A 17,051-nucleotide genomic window follows, 5' to 3' on the forward strand; every position below is an offset into this window, starting at 1 on the left:
GTATCGTAGATATCGTCAGATATGATCAGCAAGCAGTACTCGGAGTGCTTTCGTACCACTAGGAGAGGACGGTGAGCGAGCCTTGGCGTGCCAGTAGTAGCACTCACCGAGACTCATCTGGTCGATGCCTTTCGCGACCTCTCGGAGCCTGTCTCGGCGACGCATCGGCTTCATCGCACGGAACGCGATTGAAAGCCGAACACCAGCTGCCTCTGGGAGGCTGACGCTTGCTGGGTCGCCTGTGCAGACGATTTCGGGATCAAGACTCAGCTCACGGAAGGTCGATTCGATGAGGTAGCTCACCTCGTTGAACGCTCCGCCACGTAAGGTGGCGATACGAATTGCACACCAGCCACCCCAGTCGTATGGTGTATCGTCTGCACCTGGAAGCTCAGATGGCGACTTCTCCCCGATAATCGCATCATCTAGCTCGCAGACTGCGACGTTCACAGACTTGTGTGCTCTCTCGAATCGCTCACGGCGGGCAGTCGCGATATCTCGGGGAGCCAGTTCGTACAGCGTAATTTCGTGTTGGTCGCCGACCCGTTCACGTGTCAATACGAATGTGGGCCGATTCCCGTACGCACCAGTCGTAAAGGCAAACGAGTTGCCTTCGGCGAGTCCATGGCTCATACTTCCGTTACCTCGCTTGCCTCGTCCACACGAATTTGGGCGTGCATTGTTACAGTGAACGCATTGTCGACTGCAAGCAGATCATCGAGAGCGTCGAACGTGTCCCCATAGAGCCGAGTGTCTCCCTCAGCGAACTCAATAGCGAACTCGGCTTCGGCGGTGCGACCGCCGTCCGGATTCGAGAGATCCTCTGGTTCCATGTTGAACCGAAGATGGCTTGCGAAGACATCCGGGCGCCCGACGAAATCGACGTTGAACACCGATTTTGAGTCGGTACCGTCGTCGGCCTCATACTCGAAGTCCATCGTGGTGTTATCCGCGAAATCTTCAGAATTGCTGAGTTTGTTCGCAGTGAACCACGTCCCTTTCCACGCATCAGCACCATCGATGTGAATCCACACGCCCTCGACGAGAGGCGTCAGCTCGTCCGGGTGACCGTCGTACTCTTCGCGAGCGCTGGTGAGTTTATCAGCGATATCCGCGCGCATCTCCTGGAGCGCACGCGAGACATGTGCCGGTTCCGAGGTATGAACCTCGAAGAGCTTGCTGAACGGCTCGGGTTCGTCACCGCCGTCCGAACCATCATCTCCACCACCGCTTGTGACGTCATCATCGCCATCTTCACCCGTCGTTTCCTCTTCTGTCTCCCCGTCGTCGGATTCGTCCCACTCAAGTGCACTCCCGACGTCGGCAACTAATTCGTCGAGCGATGTATAGAGAGTGTGCGACTGCGAGAGCTTGACGTCTTGATACCGCAGGCCTGCCTGGAGATTCTTTGCGTCGTTGAGGTCGTGATCGTCCGTCGTGAGCGTCGTCTCAGATGTGTAGTACCCGGTGTTTTGCTCGTCGTCCCAGTAGGCGTAGCCGTCTTCACGAACGAGCTGGGCAAGCGTCTTTCGTAGCGGAATCGGTGACAAGAGAATCTCTGCGTCCTGCCGCTTCCCGAACTGTTCCTCGATTGCGCGTGTCGTCATCGACGTGGCACCGACGTTCCAGATCGTCGACTTGAACCAATCGACACCGTAAGCCCCCTCTCCTTCGGGGATGATTGCACCAGCCTCATCGAGCTTCTCGATAACGCTCTGATGGATGGTGCTGTCGGTCGTCACGTTCCGATGCCCAAGTCCGTTCCCAGTAGGGAAGTAGAGGTGTGTGTATGCTTTTTTGATATCCTGATCGAGCGTGCCTTTCGCGCTATCCAGCCGTTCTCCGAGCTTGTCCTGTTGCTCAGTGTTGAGCTCGTATTGGTCGCCAAGATGGCCCTGAATGTGCTTGATGGCGGCAACGCGTTCTGCGGTGCGTTCCGCATCAGTTACATCGTTCGCACTCGCTGCCAGGAAAACGACGTTGTTCTTGTACACACGCGGCGTCTTCTGTCCCCCACGTGAGGACGCCGTGTTTTTGAACAAGGTCTGAATCGTCTCCGGAATGGCCTCGTAGTCGGTTATTTTGACCGTATCGAAGTCCATCACACAGAGATGGGCTTCATCGGCCGTATCTGGAATTTCGTGTGGCTCCTCAGGACCGACAACCACGTTGAGGCTCCCTTGGCCAAGGGCTTCGTCAAGGGCCTCCTCAAGGTGCCGTCGTGCAAGCCCGTCTTGGAGTTGGCCAACGACGGAATCGATGAGTTTTGTCAGGTTCGGCTCTGACTTGAACTGAATCTTCTCACCATTATCTCCATGCAGATAGAAACATGCCGACCGCCGACCGCCTCCAAGGAGATTGTTGAGCGCATCATCGTAATGCGCTAACTCGACTTCGGTGTTGGCAATGGCATGTCGGAGTGGACGACGCGTAGTTCCGCGTCCATCGGCACCCTTGACGATACTCTTCCAGAGAATCGTCGTGGTGAGCTGGGTGCCGAATGGGGGATGACCATTTTTGACCCAGTTGCGGTCCTCTTCTTCGGCGTTTGCTGTTCCATCTTCGGAGTGGATATCGGCTTTAATCGCCGCCTCGAAGTCCATATCGACCGACGAGAACAGCCGAAGTAGTGTCGAACGGACGTCGCCATCGGCTGGGTGGAGGTCAAACAGCCGAACGAAATGTCGGGTTTGGTTCTCGTCCCGCTGTTGCCAGAGGCGGTAGACACCGCGTGAAAGGAGTTTGAGGGCACCCCGAGTGCGCTGGAAGGAGGGCAGTGAGTCGAGCTCCTCAGTGAGCGTATCGATGACACTCGGATGGATTGGATAGCTATCTTTGAGACGCTCGCGATGTTCTGGACTCGCTGCACTCTCCGGGAAGGAATCACGATCGCCAGCGTAAAACGACGTGTAGGCGTCCACAGTCGCGTCGCGACCGGTTGGGTCGACGTCTTCAAACAAGCGGTGGCGGAGGACAGCTGCGATCTCGTTGTCGTCAGTCGGTGTGATAGAACCTTCGACGCGGTCGTTGATTCTGTTGAACTCGGAAATCGCTTCAGAGACGAGTCCACGGACGTCTTCGGCTTGGTCAGCAAAGGCAGTATCTGCGATACTGAGGACGACAGTGACCTTGTCGCTATTCTGTGTTGCGGAGAGCAACGACATCAGGAACGTGTTTGTCTGCTTCGCAAGCGTTGAATCACCAATCTCGACGGCGGCGGCCTGTTCAAGGTAAGCGGCGATCTCGTCGAGAAGAATAAGCGAGGGGTTATCATTGCGCTCGAAGAGACGTTCAAGTTTGGTCGTCCCCGGTGGTGTGCGGTTTTCGTCGTTCTTTCGGAGGAACTCGTAGCCATCACGTCCGAAGAGCTGGTAAGCCATTTCGCCCCACATGGTCTTCGTCGCGGGCGCGTTCGGATCGTCGTAGTTTGAACGCGCATCTTCGGCGTCGACGTGTGTCCCGACAAAGACAGCAGTGTTGACGTTAAGTCCGAGGGCGGCGGCGTCGGTGTATTCGTCGGCGATGTCCTGATTGGTAATGAATTCTGAGAGGTCGGGGACAGCACCAGGCGACTCGGCAAGATGGTAGGCAGCAATCTGATTGTGGGTCTTCCCCCCACCGAAGCTGGTGTCAAGGCGAAGGATGCCGTTCGTTCCAGTGTAGTCGTCGGTGTGCGTGCCGACAAAGCGGGTAGCGAGGCGAGTGAGTAGTTCTTGAAGTCCGCCGGTGGGGTATGTCTTTTCAAAGAAAAGATGAGGATCAGCATAGACGTCGGGGGCGTCGCTACTGTGGGCAACGTCTGCAAGACTGGCAGCGAACTGGTCTTCGGCGAGTGCGCCAGTAAGAACGTCTTGGCGTGGTTCGCAGGTGTCGAAAATCTCTGGAACGTCGCTTCGGTGTGTCGTAGTGGATGTTGAGTCGCTCATTTGGAGTCTGTGGCTTGCTCTTTGAGAAGCGATTTAATGACAGAGTCAATAGATGTATGTTCCTCTTGCTCTTTGATTTCCTCAAGCTGTGTTTTTGTCCAATCTTGGACGCGTATCATTGGCATGGGCTCAGTCCTTCCCCTGACCAGAGTCTCTCGAAAAATCGATGCGCATGCTTGTTATCGCTGAGTAAACCAACCGTTAACTTAGACTTTTGGAATTTCGCATCGTTAGATAGGTTCGGTCGATAGACCACTTTCAGACCATCCAATCTGACTGTTGAGGGGGTGGTAGATGTTTGGCAGAACTTCCACACTACTATACCGATCTGTTGTGATGTCACAGGTGATGGGTGCGAGTCAGATCGACGCGAAGGAAGAATTTCTCACTAAACTCTACGACGACTATCACTACGAAATTCCCAAGTTCCAACGTCCGTTCTCATGGACTGAGGAAAACTTCATGGACCTCATCGACGACCTCACTGAGGCGTACGAGGTCGGTCGTGATGCACATGGTACCCTACTCGGCGATACGGGTGAACTGAAGAAGCAGACGCTCGATGCCTATGAACCCTACTTCCTCGGCAGCATTATTCTGAACGATGGAAGCGACACCGGAGAACGGTCCGATATCATTGATGGACAACAGCGGCTGACCTCGTTGGCGATTCTGATTGCTGTTCTTCGTGACCTCGTTGACGATGAAGCACGAGCGAATTCGCTTGGCGGCCTCATCTATGAAGAGAGTGATCCGATCAAGGGGAAGTCGGAGACAGTCCGACTCAAAGTTCGGGAGCGAGACCACGATTTCTTCAATACTCACGTTCTTACACACGGTGCAACAGAAGAGATCCCCAAGCCAGAAACGGGTGACTCTGAGCCGAAGCAGAACATCCTACAGGCAATCAAAACCTTCCGAGAGGAACTCGCTAGCTGGCAGACCGAGGAAGATGGTGATATTGGTGACTTCGCGACGTATCTCACACTTCGCGTAGTGATGGTCCGGATTTCAACGAATTCGCTGAGTTCGGCGTTCCGGCTGTTCAACGTCACAAACGCTCGTGGGATGCCGCTCAATAATGCGGACCTCCTAAAATCCGAGAACCTCAGCCGCATTGATGACGACGAGAAACGAAAAGAGTACCAACGGAAGTGGGAGGATATGGAGGAAGAAGTCGGGAACGAAGGCTTAGAGCGCTTTATCGGCTTCATGCGCCATATCATCGTAAAGGAGCGATCGCAAAAGTCCGTCTACGACGAATTCAAAGACCGTGTCTTCCCCGAGGACAACTCGTTCCGAGGGGCGAAGTTCGTTGAGTATCTCGAGACGGTGTTTGATGTTCACCGACATCGTATCTATAATGCTGAACTGGACGGTACGACCCATGCCGAGGAGGTCTACTACCATAATTTAGTCTCCTTGATGCGGGACTTCTACCCGTCCGATGAGTGGATGGTCGCTCTCATCCAATTCGACGCAAAATTCGACGATGAATCAGCTCTACTCTCGTTCGTCGAATTACTAGAGCGGCGGCTGACCGTTGACTGGCTTACTGGCTCCTCGAATACGGGGCGATATAGCCGGGTATATGCCCTTCTCCGTGAAATCGAGGCTGCAGAGACACCAGAAGACGTCCTCGAACTTCCGGTTCTCAACGAGAAAATCACAGAGGAAAGTGAGGCGTTCGAGAACGCACTTGACCTCAGTAACTTCTACCGGAAGGGAAACTATCAGTGGCCAAAGTATATCCTGATGCGCATCAACGGCGAGCGGTTCGATAACCGCAACTCGAAGGTGGAATACGGAAACAACGTTACTATCGAACACATCCTCCCACAGACGCCAAATAACGACTACTGGCAAAGTCGGTTCAATGATGATCGCTGGCGTGATACGTGGACCGACCGAATGGGGAATCTTGTCCCACTTGATGGACGGAAAAATTACAAAGTGAGCAACAAGCCGTTCCACGCAAAGTACGAGGAGTACTTCCAGAAGAAGAGTGACTTCCCGCTCGTCAATGAACTCGATGAGTACGATGAGTGGACACCAGAACATCTGCAGGAACGTCATGAACGGCTGAAAGAGGAAGCAAAGGAAATCTGGCTCTCCTGACTCCAACGGTGTTCTTATGATTTCTACTCTTGTACCGTACTTCGGCAGATTACTGTCGTAAAACCCCAGACACCCACCTATTCTTCCCACGCCCCACGGAACGCACAGTCCAACCCAACGTGCGCCGGCAGCTCTGAGACATACCGTCTCTTATCCTTCGCACTCAACGACGTCAACAGATAGCAGCCATTCGAGATCGACTCATACCCGCGCATCTCGTCGCCGTTCGTATGGACGGGCTCGTCGTTGAGCAAGGCGCTGCTCCCTCGTCCAGTCCCCGGTACGTACGGCACTTCGATCACGTCCAACAAGCCTTCTTCCGTAATGAGATAGTCAACGAGTGCTGCCATCGACGCCGACTGATTGCTGCCGGACACCTGGGTAACGGTCGAGCCGTTCTGCGTCACCTCAATCACGTACTCGCCGTCAGGGATCGACGAGTCAGATGGGCTACTTGTGGACGCATTCGACACGGGTTCCGATGGCTGCGTCTGGCCCTCCAACGACGCAATCAACGCATCCACAAACCGCTTGGCTTCGTCCTCGACCTGTTGGGAGACAGCCTCCCCAGCGACGTCCGTCACCACCTGAGTCACGTCCGCAGCAACATCCTCTTTCTCAGTTCGCAGTGTATTGATGGCGGCCTGCACCGACTCGATGCGTGCCGCAATCTGTTGGGACTCACCACTCTGAATCGAGTCTCGCGTAAGCGCTGTGAGCGGCCGCGTCTGATCGCTGATCTCGTCCAACGAGAACGCGGCAAGCGCAATCTCGTTCGGGCGGCGCGTGGAGTCGTCGCGGCGGAACAACTCGAACGTCCGGCCGTTCGACAGCAGCCCCCACTCGACACCCACTTGTCGCATGTAGCTCCGCAGTTGATCCTCGTGGCTGTCAGTGAGCGACGTGTCACAGCCCTTCGCTTCGACGAAGACAACCGGTGTTTCTTCGAGTTGCAATGCATAGTCGACCTTCTTCGTCCCAGACCCCATCGGCACCGAGTACTCGAGTTCGACGTCCGACGAGAGCATCTCCCACCCGAGCACCTCGAGAAGTGGTTCGATGAGTTTCCGCTTCGTGTTCTGTTCGTCCATCTGCGGTGACTCGTCGATAAGCCGTTGCGAGCGGTCGACGTAGGCAGATAATTCAGACGAAAGCGACATGGATGATGAGGGGTCCACCCGGCTTTGTGAAAAAGGTTCAAACACTGCTCTCAAGGGATAATTCGCTCCCGGACACATTCACAATGCCATTGAACCCTCTACAGCTCTCTAGAAACAATCTAACCCCCTCTCAACGCCCTGATGGCCATTCACAATGCCCCGAAATCCCCGAAAGGAGACCCCGAAAACACCATTGTGAAATGCGAACGTTGTCCTGAACCCCACCTCCCTCACTATCAGCACACCCGACAGTCCCAAGAGCAACACTTAGCAGGGATAGGACGAGACCATGCAGACATGTCGAGCAGTGATACACTCCGCGGTCGGCTCACACAACTGCTGTCGACAGACACCGTCATCCACGAATGCCGACAGTGTGGGACGGCGTGCACGGCCACGGACGCGACGTGTCCAGCCTGTGGGGCGCCCGAGATCGTTACCTTCCGCTTCTAATCGCTCGCCGACGCCGACGCACGCCTTGCACCCACCATCCATCACAACACGTATCACTCCCACCGCACGACTCACCAGCAACCCACTGATGGCGTCGTCGCTCACCACCCGACTCGAGGCGCTTGAAGCACGCTCCCCGCAACACTACAGCACCCTCCGACGGCACCTCCCACTGCTCCAGACAGCGCTCGACGACGCCACGCGCCCCTACCCAACGGGGCGCCAACTGTACGCCCATCTCGAGGACCCACCCATTCCGGCACGGACCTTCGGCCGCCTGCTCGCCTTGCTGGTCGATCTCGAGATTATCGACATCTATGCCGAGCGTTCGAGCGCCAATCGCTACGACATCCGTGGATACGACGCGGCTGACCTCGAGGAACTCGAAGCGTTGCTCGTGTAAGCACTCCCACTGAGTAGTCATACGCCATCACTGTCGGCGCTATAGCGACGGTGTTCAGTCGGGTGTCAGGCAGGTCGCCCTAACCGGGATCTCTTCAGTTGGACACACAGGAACGACGTCGTCGCCGCCTTCGAAGACCGAGGCCTGTCTGTCACAGATACCTCTCACAGTCGTCGCGAAGACGGGACAACACGACTGTCCGAAGAGAGTATGTGTCTGTATAGTCTGGAGATTGATTTACACGCAGTTACCGGAACTATGCACAATCTGTTTTGTAATGCAGTGTAGAAATGCACAAGTGTGCAGAAACTAATCTAGGTGGAGAGGTGATGGGAATGAACGAAATGTTCGGGTTGACGGGGTTCCAGCGAGACCTCCTTGTGGTGGCGAGTGGCTTAGAGAAGCCATCGGGACAGGAGATCAAAGACCAGATTCAAGAGACAATCGGGACCGAAGTGAAACACGGGCGGCTGTACCCAAATCTCGATACTCTCGTTGAGCGGGGCCTCCTCGAGAAAGGCCAGCATGACCGCCGCACAAACTACTACCAAATCACCGAAAAGGGATCGTTGACCATCCAAGAGCAACTGGAGTGGATGCAATCGCAATCCAAGGCACTGCCAGCCTAATACTCGATTGGAGATGCGGTGGGAAGCAGATGCTCGACCCAGGCTCGCTTCTGCACACCCAGCTACTCTTCTGGCGGACAGAGCATATGCGGCGTGCGGCGATGGACGGGCTCTGCAAGAAAGGCACGAATGCGCTTGCGGTCGTCGTCTGTGATACCTTCGACAGCAGCTGTTGAATCATCGTGTGTAGCCATTGGTTGCTTCCTGCTATGTCCTATCTACAAACAAGACAATAAATAATCGCGAATTTTCTGAGATATATGATGCTCCTAAATCGTAGTCCGACTTCGCGAGTAGTCTCAGCTACTGCTGGCCAGCACGGTACAGTGCCCGCATCGTCGCACAGGATCGACCACTGAACGTTCCAAGAGGCACCTGTGCAGGATGAGGATGGGAAGGGGGAGAGGGTGCCTCTGAACGTGCGACGTCTCACATCCGAGCAGCGGATGGGGTCGCACGCACTGCTTTCGAGTCGCCCTATAACACAACGTCGATATTTTTGTTCAGCAGAAATTCTTAATTAGACCAGTGTCCAGACCGCTGGTAGCAACCTGTCCCCACACGGAATACCCGTCGGAGGGTTTATTCCTGCAACACAAACACGTCCGAAACGATGACGTTGGGGAACATCATTTACCTCGAGGAACATGGCCCAGTCCCGGTCGCTGAACTGCCTCACGAGATCACCACATCCCAACGTGCCGAAGGACTCAGTTGCTTAACCCTGTATGCCGGTCGTGGACCAGCCGAGCGAGTCGGTGGCCGCCTCTCGCCTATCGCGTATCTCGACGCCGAACACGAGCCTGTGGCAGTCGTCCGCGCACTGATCGAAGCGAATCCGAAGCTCACAGAACACAAGTCTCGCCGTGGGCTCCGACGGGTGCTCGGAAACCAAGGCCAGCAGTGGGGCGAGGCTGCTACCAGTGTCCTTGATGAGTACTATGAATCAACCGCTCATCACCCCGACCACCAGGAGGCCGCCGAAACACGTGATTGTCCGTTCTGTGGAGAAACGGTGACGAAGGGTGGGCTGCCCGATCATCTCACTGGCTGTCCAGGTACGTAGGCGGTATTTTACAGAAGGTCGCACGACACAGCGTCTCACATTCGAACGGGGGCGAGACACATCTAAGAGGATGTGTTTACAGACTCACCGAGGAGTGTCGTTTCCCACTGTCGTCGGTCGACCAACTGTTGGTGACCGAGCGCCGTCAGCTGATAGAAGTTCGTTCGCCGGTCACGTTGCCCCTTTTCGACGTACCCACTGTCAACGAGAACATCCAGGTTCGGGTACAGTCGTCCAGCATTGATTTCCGCACTGAAATCTCGCTCGAATCGTTGTTTAATCGCTTGTCCTGATGGCTTCCCTAATCCACTGATGACATACAGGAGGTCGCGTTGGAACCCAGTGAGCTCGATCAACATGTCAAACCAATATATCCTCATCCCTGATAAGAGTTATTGGGATATTTATGTTTAAAGAAATGTTACACTAATAGAATACATTATTTGCAATTATATACAGGAGTGATGTGAACTAGTGAGTTGGTTCATTCCGTACAAAATCGGCAAGTGCACCGAGGTAGCCAGTTGGAGTCGCCCCGCTCCCACCGTGATCCGAAACGGTTCGAGTTGGGAGACAAGTCCAACACGAACGGAGAGTGAGAGTGAATACAGCAGCTCCCGTATGGACGATTCACGGAGTTCCTCGCTCCCCCGTCAGTACTCGTTCGAGACACTGAGCACCCGCAGAAGGCCACTACGTCTATTTAGAGGGGGAGTGTTCAGTCGACCAGTGACACAGAGGGACAGAACCCATGCCACGAAACGAACTCCAGTCTCACGTTGAGGCGCTTCGAGACTGTGCGCCCCGCCGGATTCGGCTCCTCGAGGAATATTACCCCGAATTCAAAACAGCGCTCGACAGGACGACGCGGTCCTATCCGACGAGCAGTCAACTCTACGCAGAACTCGAAGACCCAGCCATCTCCGCACACACGTTCGGACGGGTGCTTCCCCTGCTGGTCGAGTGTGCCATTATCGACACCTACACTGAACGAAGTAATTCCACCCGCTACGATCTCCGTGAGTACGACCCACAGCAACTCGAAGCATTGGGAGACGTCCTTACGAAAACCCACGAGTAGCTCTGCGTCTCTCTCATCGACGATCCTGAAACCTCATTGATTATTCCCTAGATTTATGCACGAATAGAATAAAGCAATGAGTGGCGTCGCAAGACGCGCACTGTCATCCAACCATCGGAGAAGTCGTCTGACAGGTATCCATGAACCCCACGACCGACGCTTTTCTCGTCGGTCGTTGGTCTCTCGAAGAGCCTTGGCTCGATGTCTCACAAGCGCTCGCTGTAACCCACAACGACTGTTCTCCGGGGGTATCTACTTATGCATGTGATGACATACCACACATATGTCTGTGCGGCAAGATAATCTCGACCGTGTTCACGCCGGGAACCCAACATCACTCAGCCAGCATGTATCCGACGTCGTCGAGCGGATTCCAGACGATCATTACCGCGAACTCACAGACGTTCACCCGCTCCAGGCAAACCACAACCTCGGCACCGTGCTTGCCGAGTGCGCTCCATTTGCCGACTGGACCGGGCGCACCGATGCCGTCTACGTCCTCGAGGGTACGAACAGCTCCGGGGCAGACCACGCTGCCCGAGCCCAGCTCGGGCTCCAGCACTCGGTTACGTGGCCGCGAGAAGCGAGCACCGCAGAGCGGCGCCTCTACGTCGGTGTCTCAAATCGGGTTGCCATCAGCATCTGGCAGCACGTCGCCGGCGTCGGCGCAGACTTCTGTGCGATCTTCCCACCCGCTCGGATTCTGGATCTCTCCTTCTACGATTGTCCCTCTGAAGCTCGGCGTGCAGCAGAACTGACCGCCGAGATGGTACGCGAGCGGTTCTCTGAAGACTACGTGGCTCACCCTGAACGACGGGACTGAAACGCGACCACGGGAAGTGGGACTAACTCCACAACGGACCGCTACGGGGCCGGGAATCCGCTGTCTGGAGCAGCAGTGGCCAGCCAGTCTTTCTCGCTCGACGGTGCGGTTGCAGTACGCCGTCGTCGACAACACGAATCGATCGAAAGAGCGGGCGACATTACGGAGCCAGTGACCGCAGGATTCCGACGTCGAGTTATTCGGACGTTCGAGCAGCGGAGAGCGTCGTCCCCGATCCGGTAGCGCTGGTCACAGACAGTACATCTCGTATGTCCACAGCAGTCGAATGGAGCCAAGTCCATGGAGAGTGAGACAGTACATTTCGTATGTTCAACCCCGACTGCCGCTTCTCTCACAGAGAAAGAGAGTACATTTCGTATGTCCACAGCGAGCGAATAGAGCCAAGTCTGCGCACACAGAGAGAGTACATTTCGTATGTCTACTCACAATAGATACGCCGAGAACCCCAAAGACAGCATGTTAGCAAAGTTAAGTCGAACATACGAATCTAACGAACCGTGGTTTTAAGTATTACCCAAGAAGTGTGTGTACCAATTGCATGTCAACGGACCCGTTCGAGGATATGGAGGACAATATTCTTCTCAACCAGCACGTTCTCACCGAGGATTATCAACCCGAGGTGATTCTTGAGCGGGACGAAGAAATCGACGACTACCGCTTTTCGCTTCGTCATGTGTTGAACGGCCGGCAACCCGAGAACATTATGCTCTACGGGAAAGCCGGCCTTGGGAAAACGGCGGTCACGAAGTACATGATGGACGCGCTCCAGGCGAAGGTCGCAGAAAACGACGACATCGACGACCTCCACGTCCATCAAAAGAACTGCAATGGACAGTCGCTGTTCATGGTTGTTCGGAGTCTCGTCAACGATCTCCTCCCTGACCATGCAAGTGCGTTCCCGAAACGTGGATTGGGTACGGGCGATGCATTCGAGGAACTCTACACGCAACTCGACCGCATTGGCGGCACTCACTACCTCATCTTCGACGAAATAGACCATCTCGATAAGGTCAACACGCTGCTCTATGAGCTGCCTCGTGCCCGATCGAATAACCGAATTGAGCGTGTCATAGAAAGCGTCACGTACGAGGTGGCAGGGCGAGGGAAATGTGTCCAACAAAACCCAAGCCCTGCAAAACGTAGCTTCGGTCGACGACTTCTTGAATGCCGCGGCGACCAAGACCGTCCCGCTGTTTGAACATCTTGAGTTCGAATTTCTGCGTGAGTACGACGTGTTCGCCCCCTGCAAGCGGGGGCGAACACGAGTACACAAGCCACCAGAACTCTTCCGAGGCTTTCTGCACTGTTACTACGAGAACGTCTACGGTACTCGTCCAATCACGCGCGAACTGCAGAATCCACTCGTCTGGCGCTGTTGTGGCTTCGATCGACCGCCGTCGCGAGACGCGGTCGATCGCTTCCTCACTGACCTCGAACACGTCGTTGACGAAGTCTTCGACCACCTCGTCGAGCAGGCCGCCCTCCGGGGCCTGCTCGACTCTACGTATCGAATCGATTCAACTCACGTCGAGGCGATTCAGTGGAATGATGAAGCATCATGGAACTACGATTCGACGGCTGAAGAGCACTACTACGGCTTCGGCTGTACGATCGTCTCGACAGGAGCGAAGATTCCTATCGCAGCGGAGTTCACACAGGCGAAACAAGCCTCAGAAGAGACGGCGATGCGCGTCACGCGTGACGCGCTCGCCGTCGACACTCCGATCTGGATGATTGGCGACAGTGCCTACGACACACTCCAGTGGCACGACTTCCTGCTGGACGCAGGAGTCGTGCCCGTTGCGCCGTACAATCCGCGAAACACCGATGAGCCGCTCGATATCGAGTACAGGGTTGAAGATCAAATAGAGGAACACAGCGAGGATCTTCAGCTGAAGCAATCGGTGTTAGAGGAGACGTACAACCGCCGGACACAGGTTGAGCGAACGAACGATGCGGTCAAGGACTGCGGCCTCGGGCACGTCCGCGCCCGAGGCCGCGTTCACGCACGAGCGCAAGTGTTTCTGGCGCTGTGCCTGCGACTCGTCGTCGCAATCACCAACGACGAACGAGGAGACAATCCGGGACGGGAGATGCTCAGGGTATGAGAAGAATTCTATGACACGCTCGAATTACCAACTGCCGCATCGGAATCATCGGCATCTCGAACAAGTACACGTTCAGAAAATCGCTGTCGGCGAAGGTCAAGGACACGTTGATGGAGACTGAGATATCCTTCTCACCGTACGACGCCCACGAACTCCGGACCATTCTTCGGGACCGGGCTGACCGAGCGTTCGTCGAGGGCGGGTGCGACGATTCGGCAATCAAAATGGCCGCTGCTGTATCGGCCTCGGATATGGGGAACGCCCGCCAAGCGATCGACCTTTTGCGGATGGGGGCGGAGGTCGCCGAACGTAATGGAGACCCGTGCATCACTGATGACCATATTGACGAAGCGCGTGAACTTGTCCAACGCGGCCGGCTCAAGAATCGCATTCGCGACCAAACTCAACACGCACAACTCATCCTCGAAGCGATCGCCCGACTCCAAACCCATGGCAAAGCCCCCGTTCGCTCGAAAGTCATCAAGCGACAGTACGAGTCGGTCGCCAACTCGTGGAACCATGACCCGTTGACGACACTGAAGAGTATTCAAGACCACTTGTCTGAGCTTCACATGCTCGGGTTTCTCTCCCGTCGCGACAACAATCAGGGCGTGAGCGGTGGCCAGTACTACGAGTACGAACTCGACATGGATCCTGAGATAATCATCAACACGCGCACGGAAGTCGAGGCGAACGGAAAGTAGCCGGAGAGTGGCTCTCTCGTCGCTTGAACATACGAAATGTACTCTCTCACTGCTGGCACCTACGAGCCTCAATCTCGGAGTTGAACATACGAAATGTACTCACTATCTTGACGACGTCGACAACAAACGCAGCGTTACTCACACAGCGATGGTCCACCGTCACCACCCACTCTGTCAACTCCTGCACCGGCCTCATGATCACTATTGCTTTGCGGAACATCATAGTCGTTGGTCTCACCCTCGAAATACCCAATTTCGTAGGCTGGAACTGGTGATCTCTCAATGACGAATTCAGAACAGCACCCCTCACATCCAGTATTTGCAGCAGTGTACGACAGAGTCAACAAAGGAGCGGAAGAAAATTTCGTCAAAGAACATCGTGAGTATCTCGCTGCGGACTTACAGGGGATGGTGCTCGATCTCGGCGCCGGAACCGGCGCCATGTTTCCGTATTTCAAGTCGGCAATTGAATCCGATCCATCGCTCGACCTTCACGCAATTGAGCCAGACCCGCACATGCGGCGCCGCGCTATACAGAAGGCGCACGATTTCGACCTCGACATCGAAATTCAACCGAATGGGGCACAGACACTCCCCTATGCCGATGCATCGTTTGACGTCGTCATCGCCTCACTCGTGTTCTGTACGATTCCAGATCTGCAGGCGGCACTCGACGAAGTAGCCCGTGTCCTCAAATCAGGCGGCGAGTTCCGCTTCCTTGAACACGTCCACGCCGATGGTGTGGTCGGACGAGTGCAGGACCTCGTGAATCCGATTTGGCGTCGCACAATCGCTGGCTGTAATCTCAACCGCGATACCGTAGCGACGCTCAGTTCGGATGACCGCTTCATGCTGGTAGAACTTGATGAGCTTGCGTTCGGTATCCCACCAGTGAAGCCCTTCATGCGCGGCACGCTCATTCGAAAGGGAGACGCAATTGACTCTGACGCTGACACATGTCGTCAGCAGCGATGAACGGGTTCATTCTATGTGATATTTTATATAAAATATGAATATGTCAAGAAACACATATTTGATAGACACTGCCTGTCGAAGTTGAGACAAGCGGTTCCAAACCATGTTGGCGGTAAGCTAGTTGCGAGTCGATGACCCAACCATCGTTCATTCTTCACATCATTTGGAGTCCTTGAGCGGAGCGTTCCATAAATTGTCCTCACACAGTAGTGGAGAAAACTTATCTCACTCCTCCGATGAGTCCTCTCTATGCCTCGCTCACGACGCGCCCTCCTCAAAGCGGCTGGGCTGACACTTACTGGTGGAACACTCACCGCGAGTGCCGGCTGTCTCAGCAACGCATCGACCAGTAGTGATACGACGCAAACTGAGACGCCCACTCCTGAAGAGCCGACGCAGACTCCCCAATCAACTGGAACTGCCGCGATTGATTTTAGACAGTGGTTACCCGACCCGGCGACGACCGCCCTGCGAGATGGCTACGGGTTCCAGTATTTCGATGTGGCAACCATTCGTGCCAACCGAGATGCGTTCCACGACAGTGCCTACAGGCGACTCGAAGCGGAGATGCTGAGTTCTGTCCCCGATCGATTCGTCGATGTCGCTGATGTGGACGCCACGTTGCGCATCGATTTTACCATGAATCTGGCCCTCGGATCGTTCGACCCCGACGCGGTTAGTGAAAAGATTACCAGTGAGCGTCGGTCCCAGCAAACGGCATCGACAGCAACGACACCCACGCCGGAGCCGACGCCCGAACCGGAGTTGACCCACTATCGCGGGTTCGATCTCTACGGCACGCGACGCATTTTTGCCGTGTCCGAGAACGCCGTGATGGTCGTCACACCGATGGGCAGAGACAGAGACCCGCTCGCACTCACGAAAGCGTTCCTCGACTCCCAAGCCGGGGAAACGGGACAGTACGTGGCGAGCAACGAGTATGCGAAGGCGATGCTCGGACTCATCGACGATCCCCACGCGGTGTGGTGCTACCCAGAAGCGATGGATGGGTCGACGTCACGCGGCTTCCGAAAGGACAGCATCACTGGTGGGCTCAAAGCGTGGCGATTCGACTCTAAGACGACACACCTCACGTTTGCAAACACCTACCCTGACGCACAGGCTGCGGAGACCGCTACGTTGGCGGACTATATCGACGCCGAGTCTTCCCGATTCGGGTCCTACGACGGCCTCGATGTCAAGACAGAGGGCCGGGTAGTCTGGACCGACGGTACGATCCCGACAAACGAGTTCGATCATCTGTCAGCCGGTGGGCCGGGTGACAGTGTTAATACACCAAACTAGTCATACAAGGGGAAGATCGATTCATCGACGAGAAAGAATTGAGCCATCGCTCATCTGTCGGAGATTGTTGCTAGCAATCTCTCCAGCCGAGTCGGAACAGAGATTGACCGGTTGATCTCCCAACGACCCGGTTCTCGTTTCATCGACTGCACTACAGAATCACAAGACGGCTCTCTATCAACAATGTGCTACACAAGAGCGTTGAGCCATACCACTGGTTGACTCGAACTGTCATCTTGGATGGAGTGCCCCATCTTCATCCAGTCGAGATAGTCTGAG

The 17,051-nt window shown here is 55.2% G+C and carries 14 protein-coding genes and 2 pseudogenes; 12 read left to right on the forward strand and 4 right to left on the reverse strand.

Annotated elements, in window-relative coordinates; all coding sequences use genetic code 11:
- Positions 1-15: 15 nt before the first annotated feature.
- Together EOHIBHHM_RS25765 and EOHIBHHM_RS25770 are read right to left on the reverse strand one after the other, a co-directional pair.
- Positions 16-633, reverse strand: coding sequence for a DUF7680 family protein (locus tag EOHIBHHM_RS25765; protein ID WP_497259042.1), 618 nt, complete (start codon positions 631-633; stop codon positions 16-18).
- Positions 630-3,926, reverse strand: coding sequence for an ATP-binding protein (locus tag EOHIBHHM_RS25770; protein WP_497259044.1), 3,297 nt, complete (start codon positions 3,924-3,926; stop codon positions 630-632). The genes EOHIBHHM_RS25765 and EOHIBHHM_RS25770 overlap by 4 nt, the downstream gene beginning before the upstream one ends.
- Positions 3,927-4,274: 348 nt before the next feature.
- On the opposite strand from EOHIBHHM_RS25770, the gene EOHIBHHM_RS25775 reads away from it, so the two are divergent.
- Entirely contained in the window at positions 4,275-6,044 is a 1,770-nt protein-coding gene (locus EOHIBHHM_RS25775) for a DUF262 domain-containing protein (RefSeq protein WP_497259803.1), read from the forward strand.
- Positions 6,045-6,121: 77 nt separating this feature from the next.
- Here EOHIBHHM_RS25775 and EOHIBHHM_RS25780 read toward each other — a convergent pair whose 3' ends face one another.
- Entirely contained in the window at positions 6,122-7,282 is a 1,161-nt protein-coding gene (locus EOHIBHHM_RS25780) for a type I restriction enzyme HsdR N-terminal domain-containing protein (RefSeq protein WP_497259046.1), read from the reverse strand.
- Between the two features lie 463 nt (positions 7,283-7,745).
- On the opposite strand from EOHIBHHM_RS25780, the gene EOHIBHHM_RS25785 reads away from it, so the two are divergent.
- From EOHIBHHM_RS25785 to EOHIBHHM_RS25800, 4 genes are all read left to right on the forward strand, one after another.
- A complete protein-coding gene (locus EOHIBHHM_RS25785; protein WP_497259048.1) occupies positions 7,746-8,060 on the forward strand; it encodes a hypothetical protein in 315 nt (104 codons plus the stop codon).
- Between the two features lie 344 nt (positions 8,061-8,404).
- Positions 8,405-8,689, forward strand: a complete 285-nt coding sequence (locus tag EOHIBHHM_RS25790; RefSeq protein WP_497259805.1) for a PadR family transcriptional regulator — start codon at positions 8,405-8,407, stop codon at positions 8,687-8,689.
- A gap of 29 nt (positions 8,690-8,718) precedes the next feature.
- Positions 8,719-8,865 (forward strand): hypothetical protein, encoded by a 147-nt coding sequence (locus tag EOHIBHHM_RS25795; protein WP_497259050.1) that lies wholly within the window; start codon positions 8,719-8,721, stop codon positions 8,863-8,865.
- 437 nt (positions 8,866-9,302) lie between these two features.
- Positions 9,303-9,755: a hypothetical protein gene (locus tag EOHIBHHM_RS25800; protein WP_497258583.1), complete on the forward strand. Its 453-nt coding sequence runs from the start codon at positions 9,303-9,305 to the stop codon at positions 9,753-9,755.
- A 62-nt stretch (positions 9,756-9,817) separates the two neighbouring features.
- Here the strand turns inward: EOHIBHHM_RS25800 and EOHIBHHM_RS25805 are convergent, their stop codons facing one another.
- The gene (locus tag EOHIBHHM_RS25805; RefSeq protein WP_497259807.1) at positions 9,818-10,111 is read right to left on the reverse strand and encodes a PadR family transcriptional regulator; all 294 of its coding nucleotides are present in this window, start codon (positions 10,109-10,111) and stop codon (positions 9,818-9,820) included.
- Between the two features lie 395 nt (positions 10,112-10,506).
- Between EOHIBHHM_RS25805 and EOHIBHHM_RS25810 the strand changes: the two genes are divergently transcribed.
- The 7 genes and pseudogenes from EOHIBHHM_RS25810 (at position 10,507) to EOHIBHHM_RS25840 (ending at position 16,772) form a co-directional block, all read left to right on the forward strand.
- The gene (locus EOHIBHHM_RS25810) at positions 10,507-10,836 is read left to right on the forward strand and encodes a hypothetical protein (protein ID WP_497259052.1); all 330 of its coding nucleotides are present in this window, start codon (positions 10,507-10,509) and stop codon (positions 10,834-10,836) included.
- 283 nt (positions 10,837-11,119) lie between these two features.
- A complete protein-coding gene (locus tag EOHIBHHM_RS25815; protein WP_497259054.1) occupies positions 11,120-11,659 on the forward strand; it encodes a hypothetical protein in 540 nt (179 codons plus the stop codon).
- A gap of 559 nt (positions 11,660-12,218) precedes the next feature.
- Positions 12,219-12,740 (forward strand): annotated as a pseudogene (locus EOHIBHHM_RS25820) (Cdc6/Cdc18 family protein); the annotation flags it as partial.
- Positions 12,741-12,789: 49 nt separating this feature from the next.
- Positions 12,790-13,788 carry a transposase gene (locus tag EOHIBHHM_RS25825; RefSeq protein ID WP_497258279.1) on the forward strand — a complete coding sequence of 333 codons (999 nt, stop codon included), beginning with the start codon at positions 12,790-12,792 and terminating at the stop codon, positions 13,786-13,788.
- A 14-nt stretch (positions 13,789-13,802) separates the two neighbouring features.
- A pseudogene (locus EOHIBHHM_RS25830) lies at positions 13,803-14,492 on the forward strand (Cdc6/Cdc18 family protein); the annotation flags it as partial.
- A gap of 282 nt (positions 14,493-14,774) precedes the next feature.
- A complete protein-coding gene (locus EOHIBHHM_RS25835) occupies positions 14,775-15,467 on the forward strand; it encodes a class I SAM-dependent methyltransferase (protein WP_497259056.1) in 693 nt (230 codons plus the stop codon).
- Between the two features lie 249 nt (positions 15,468-15,716).
- A complete protein-coding gene (locus EOHIBHHM_RS25840; RefSeq protein WP_497259058.1) occupies positions 15,717-16,772 on the forward strand; it encodes a hypothetical protein in 1,056 nt (351 codons plus the stop codon).
- Positions 16,773-17,051 lie beyond the last annotated feature (279 nt).

Source organism: Halogranum roseipondis (assembly GCF_059695585.1).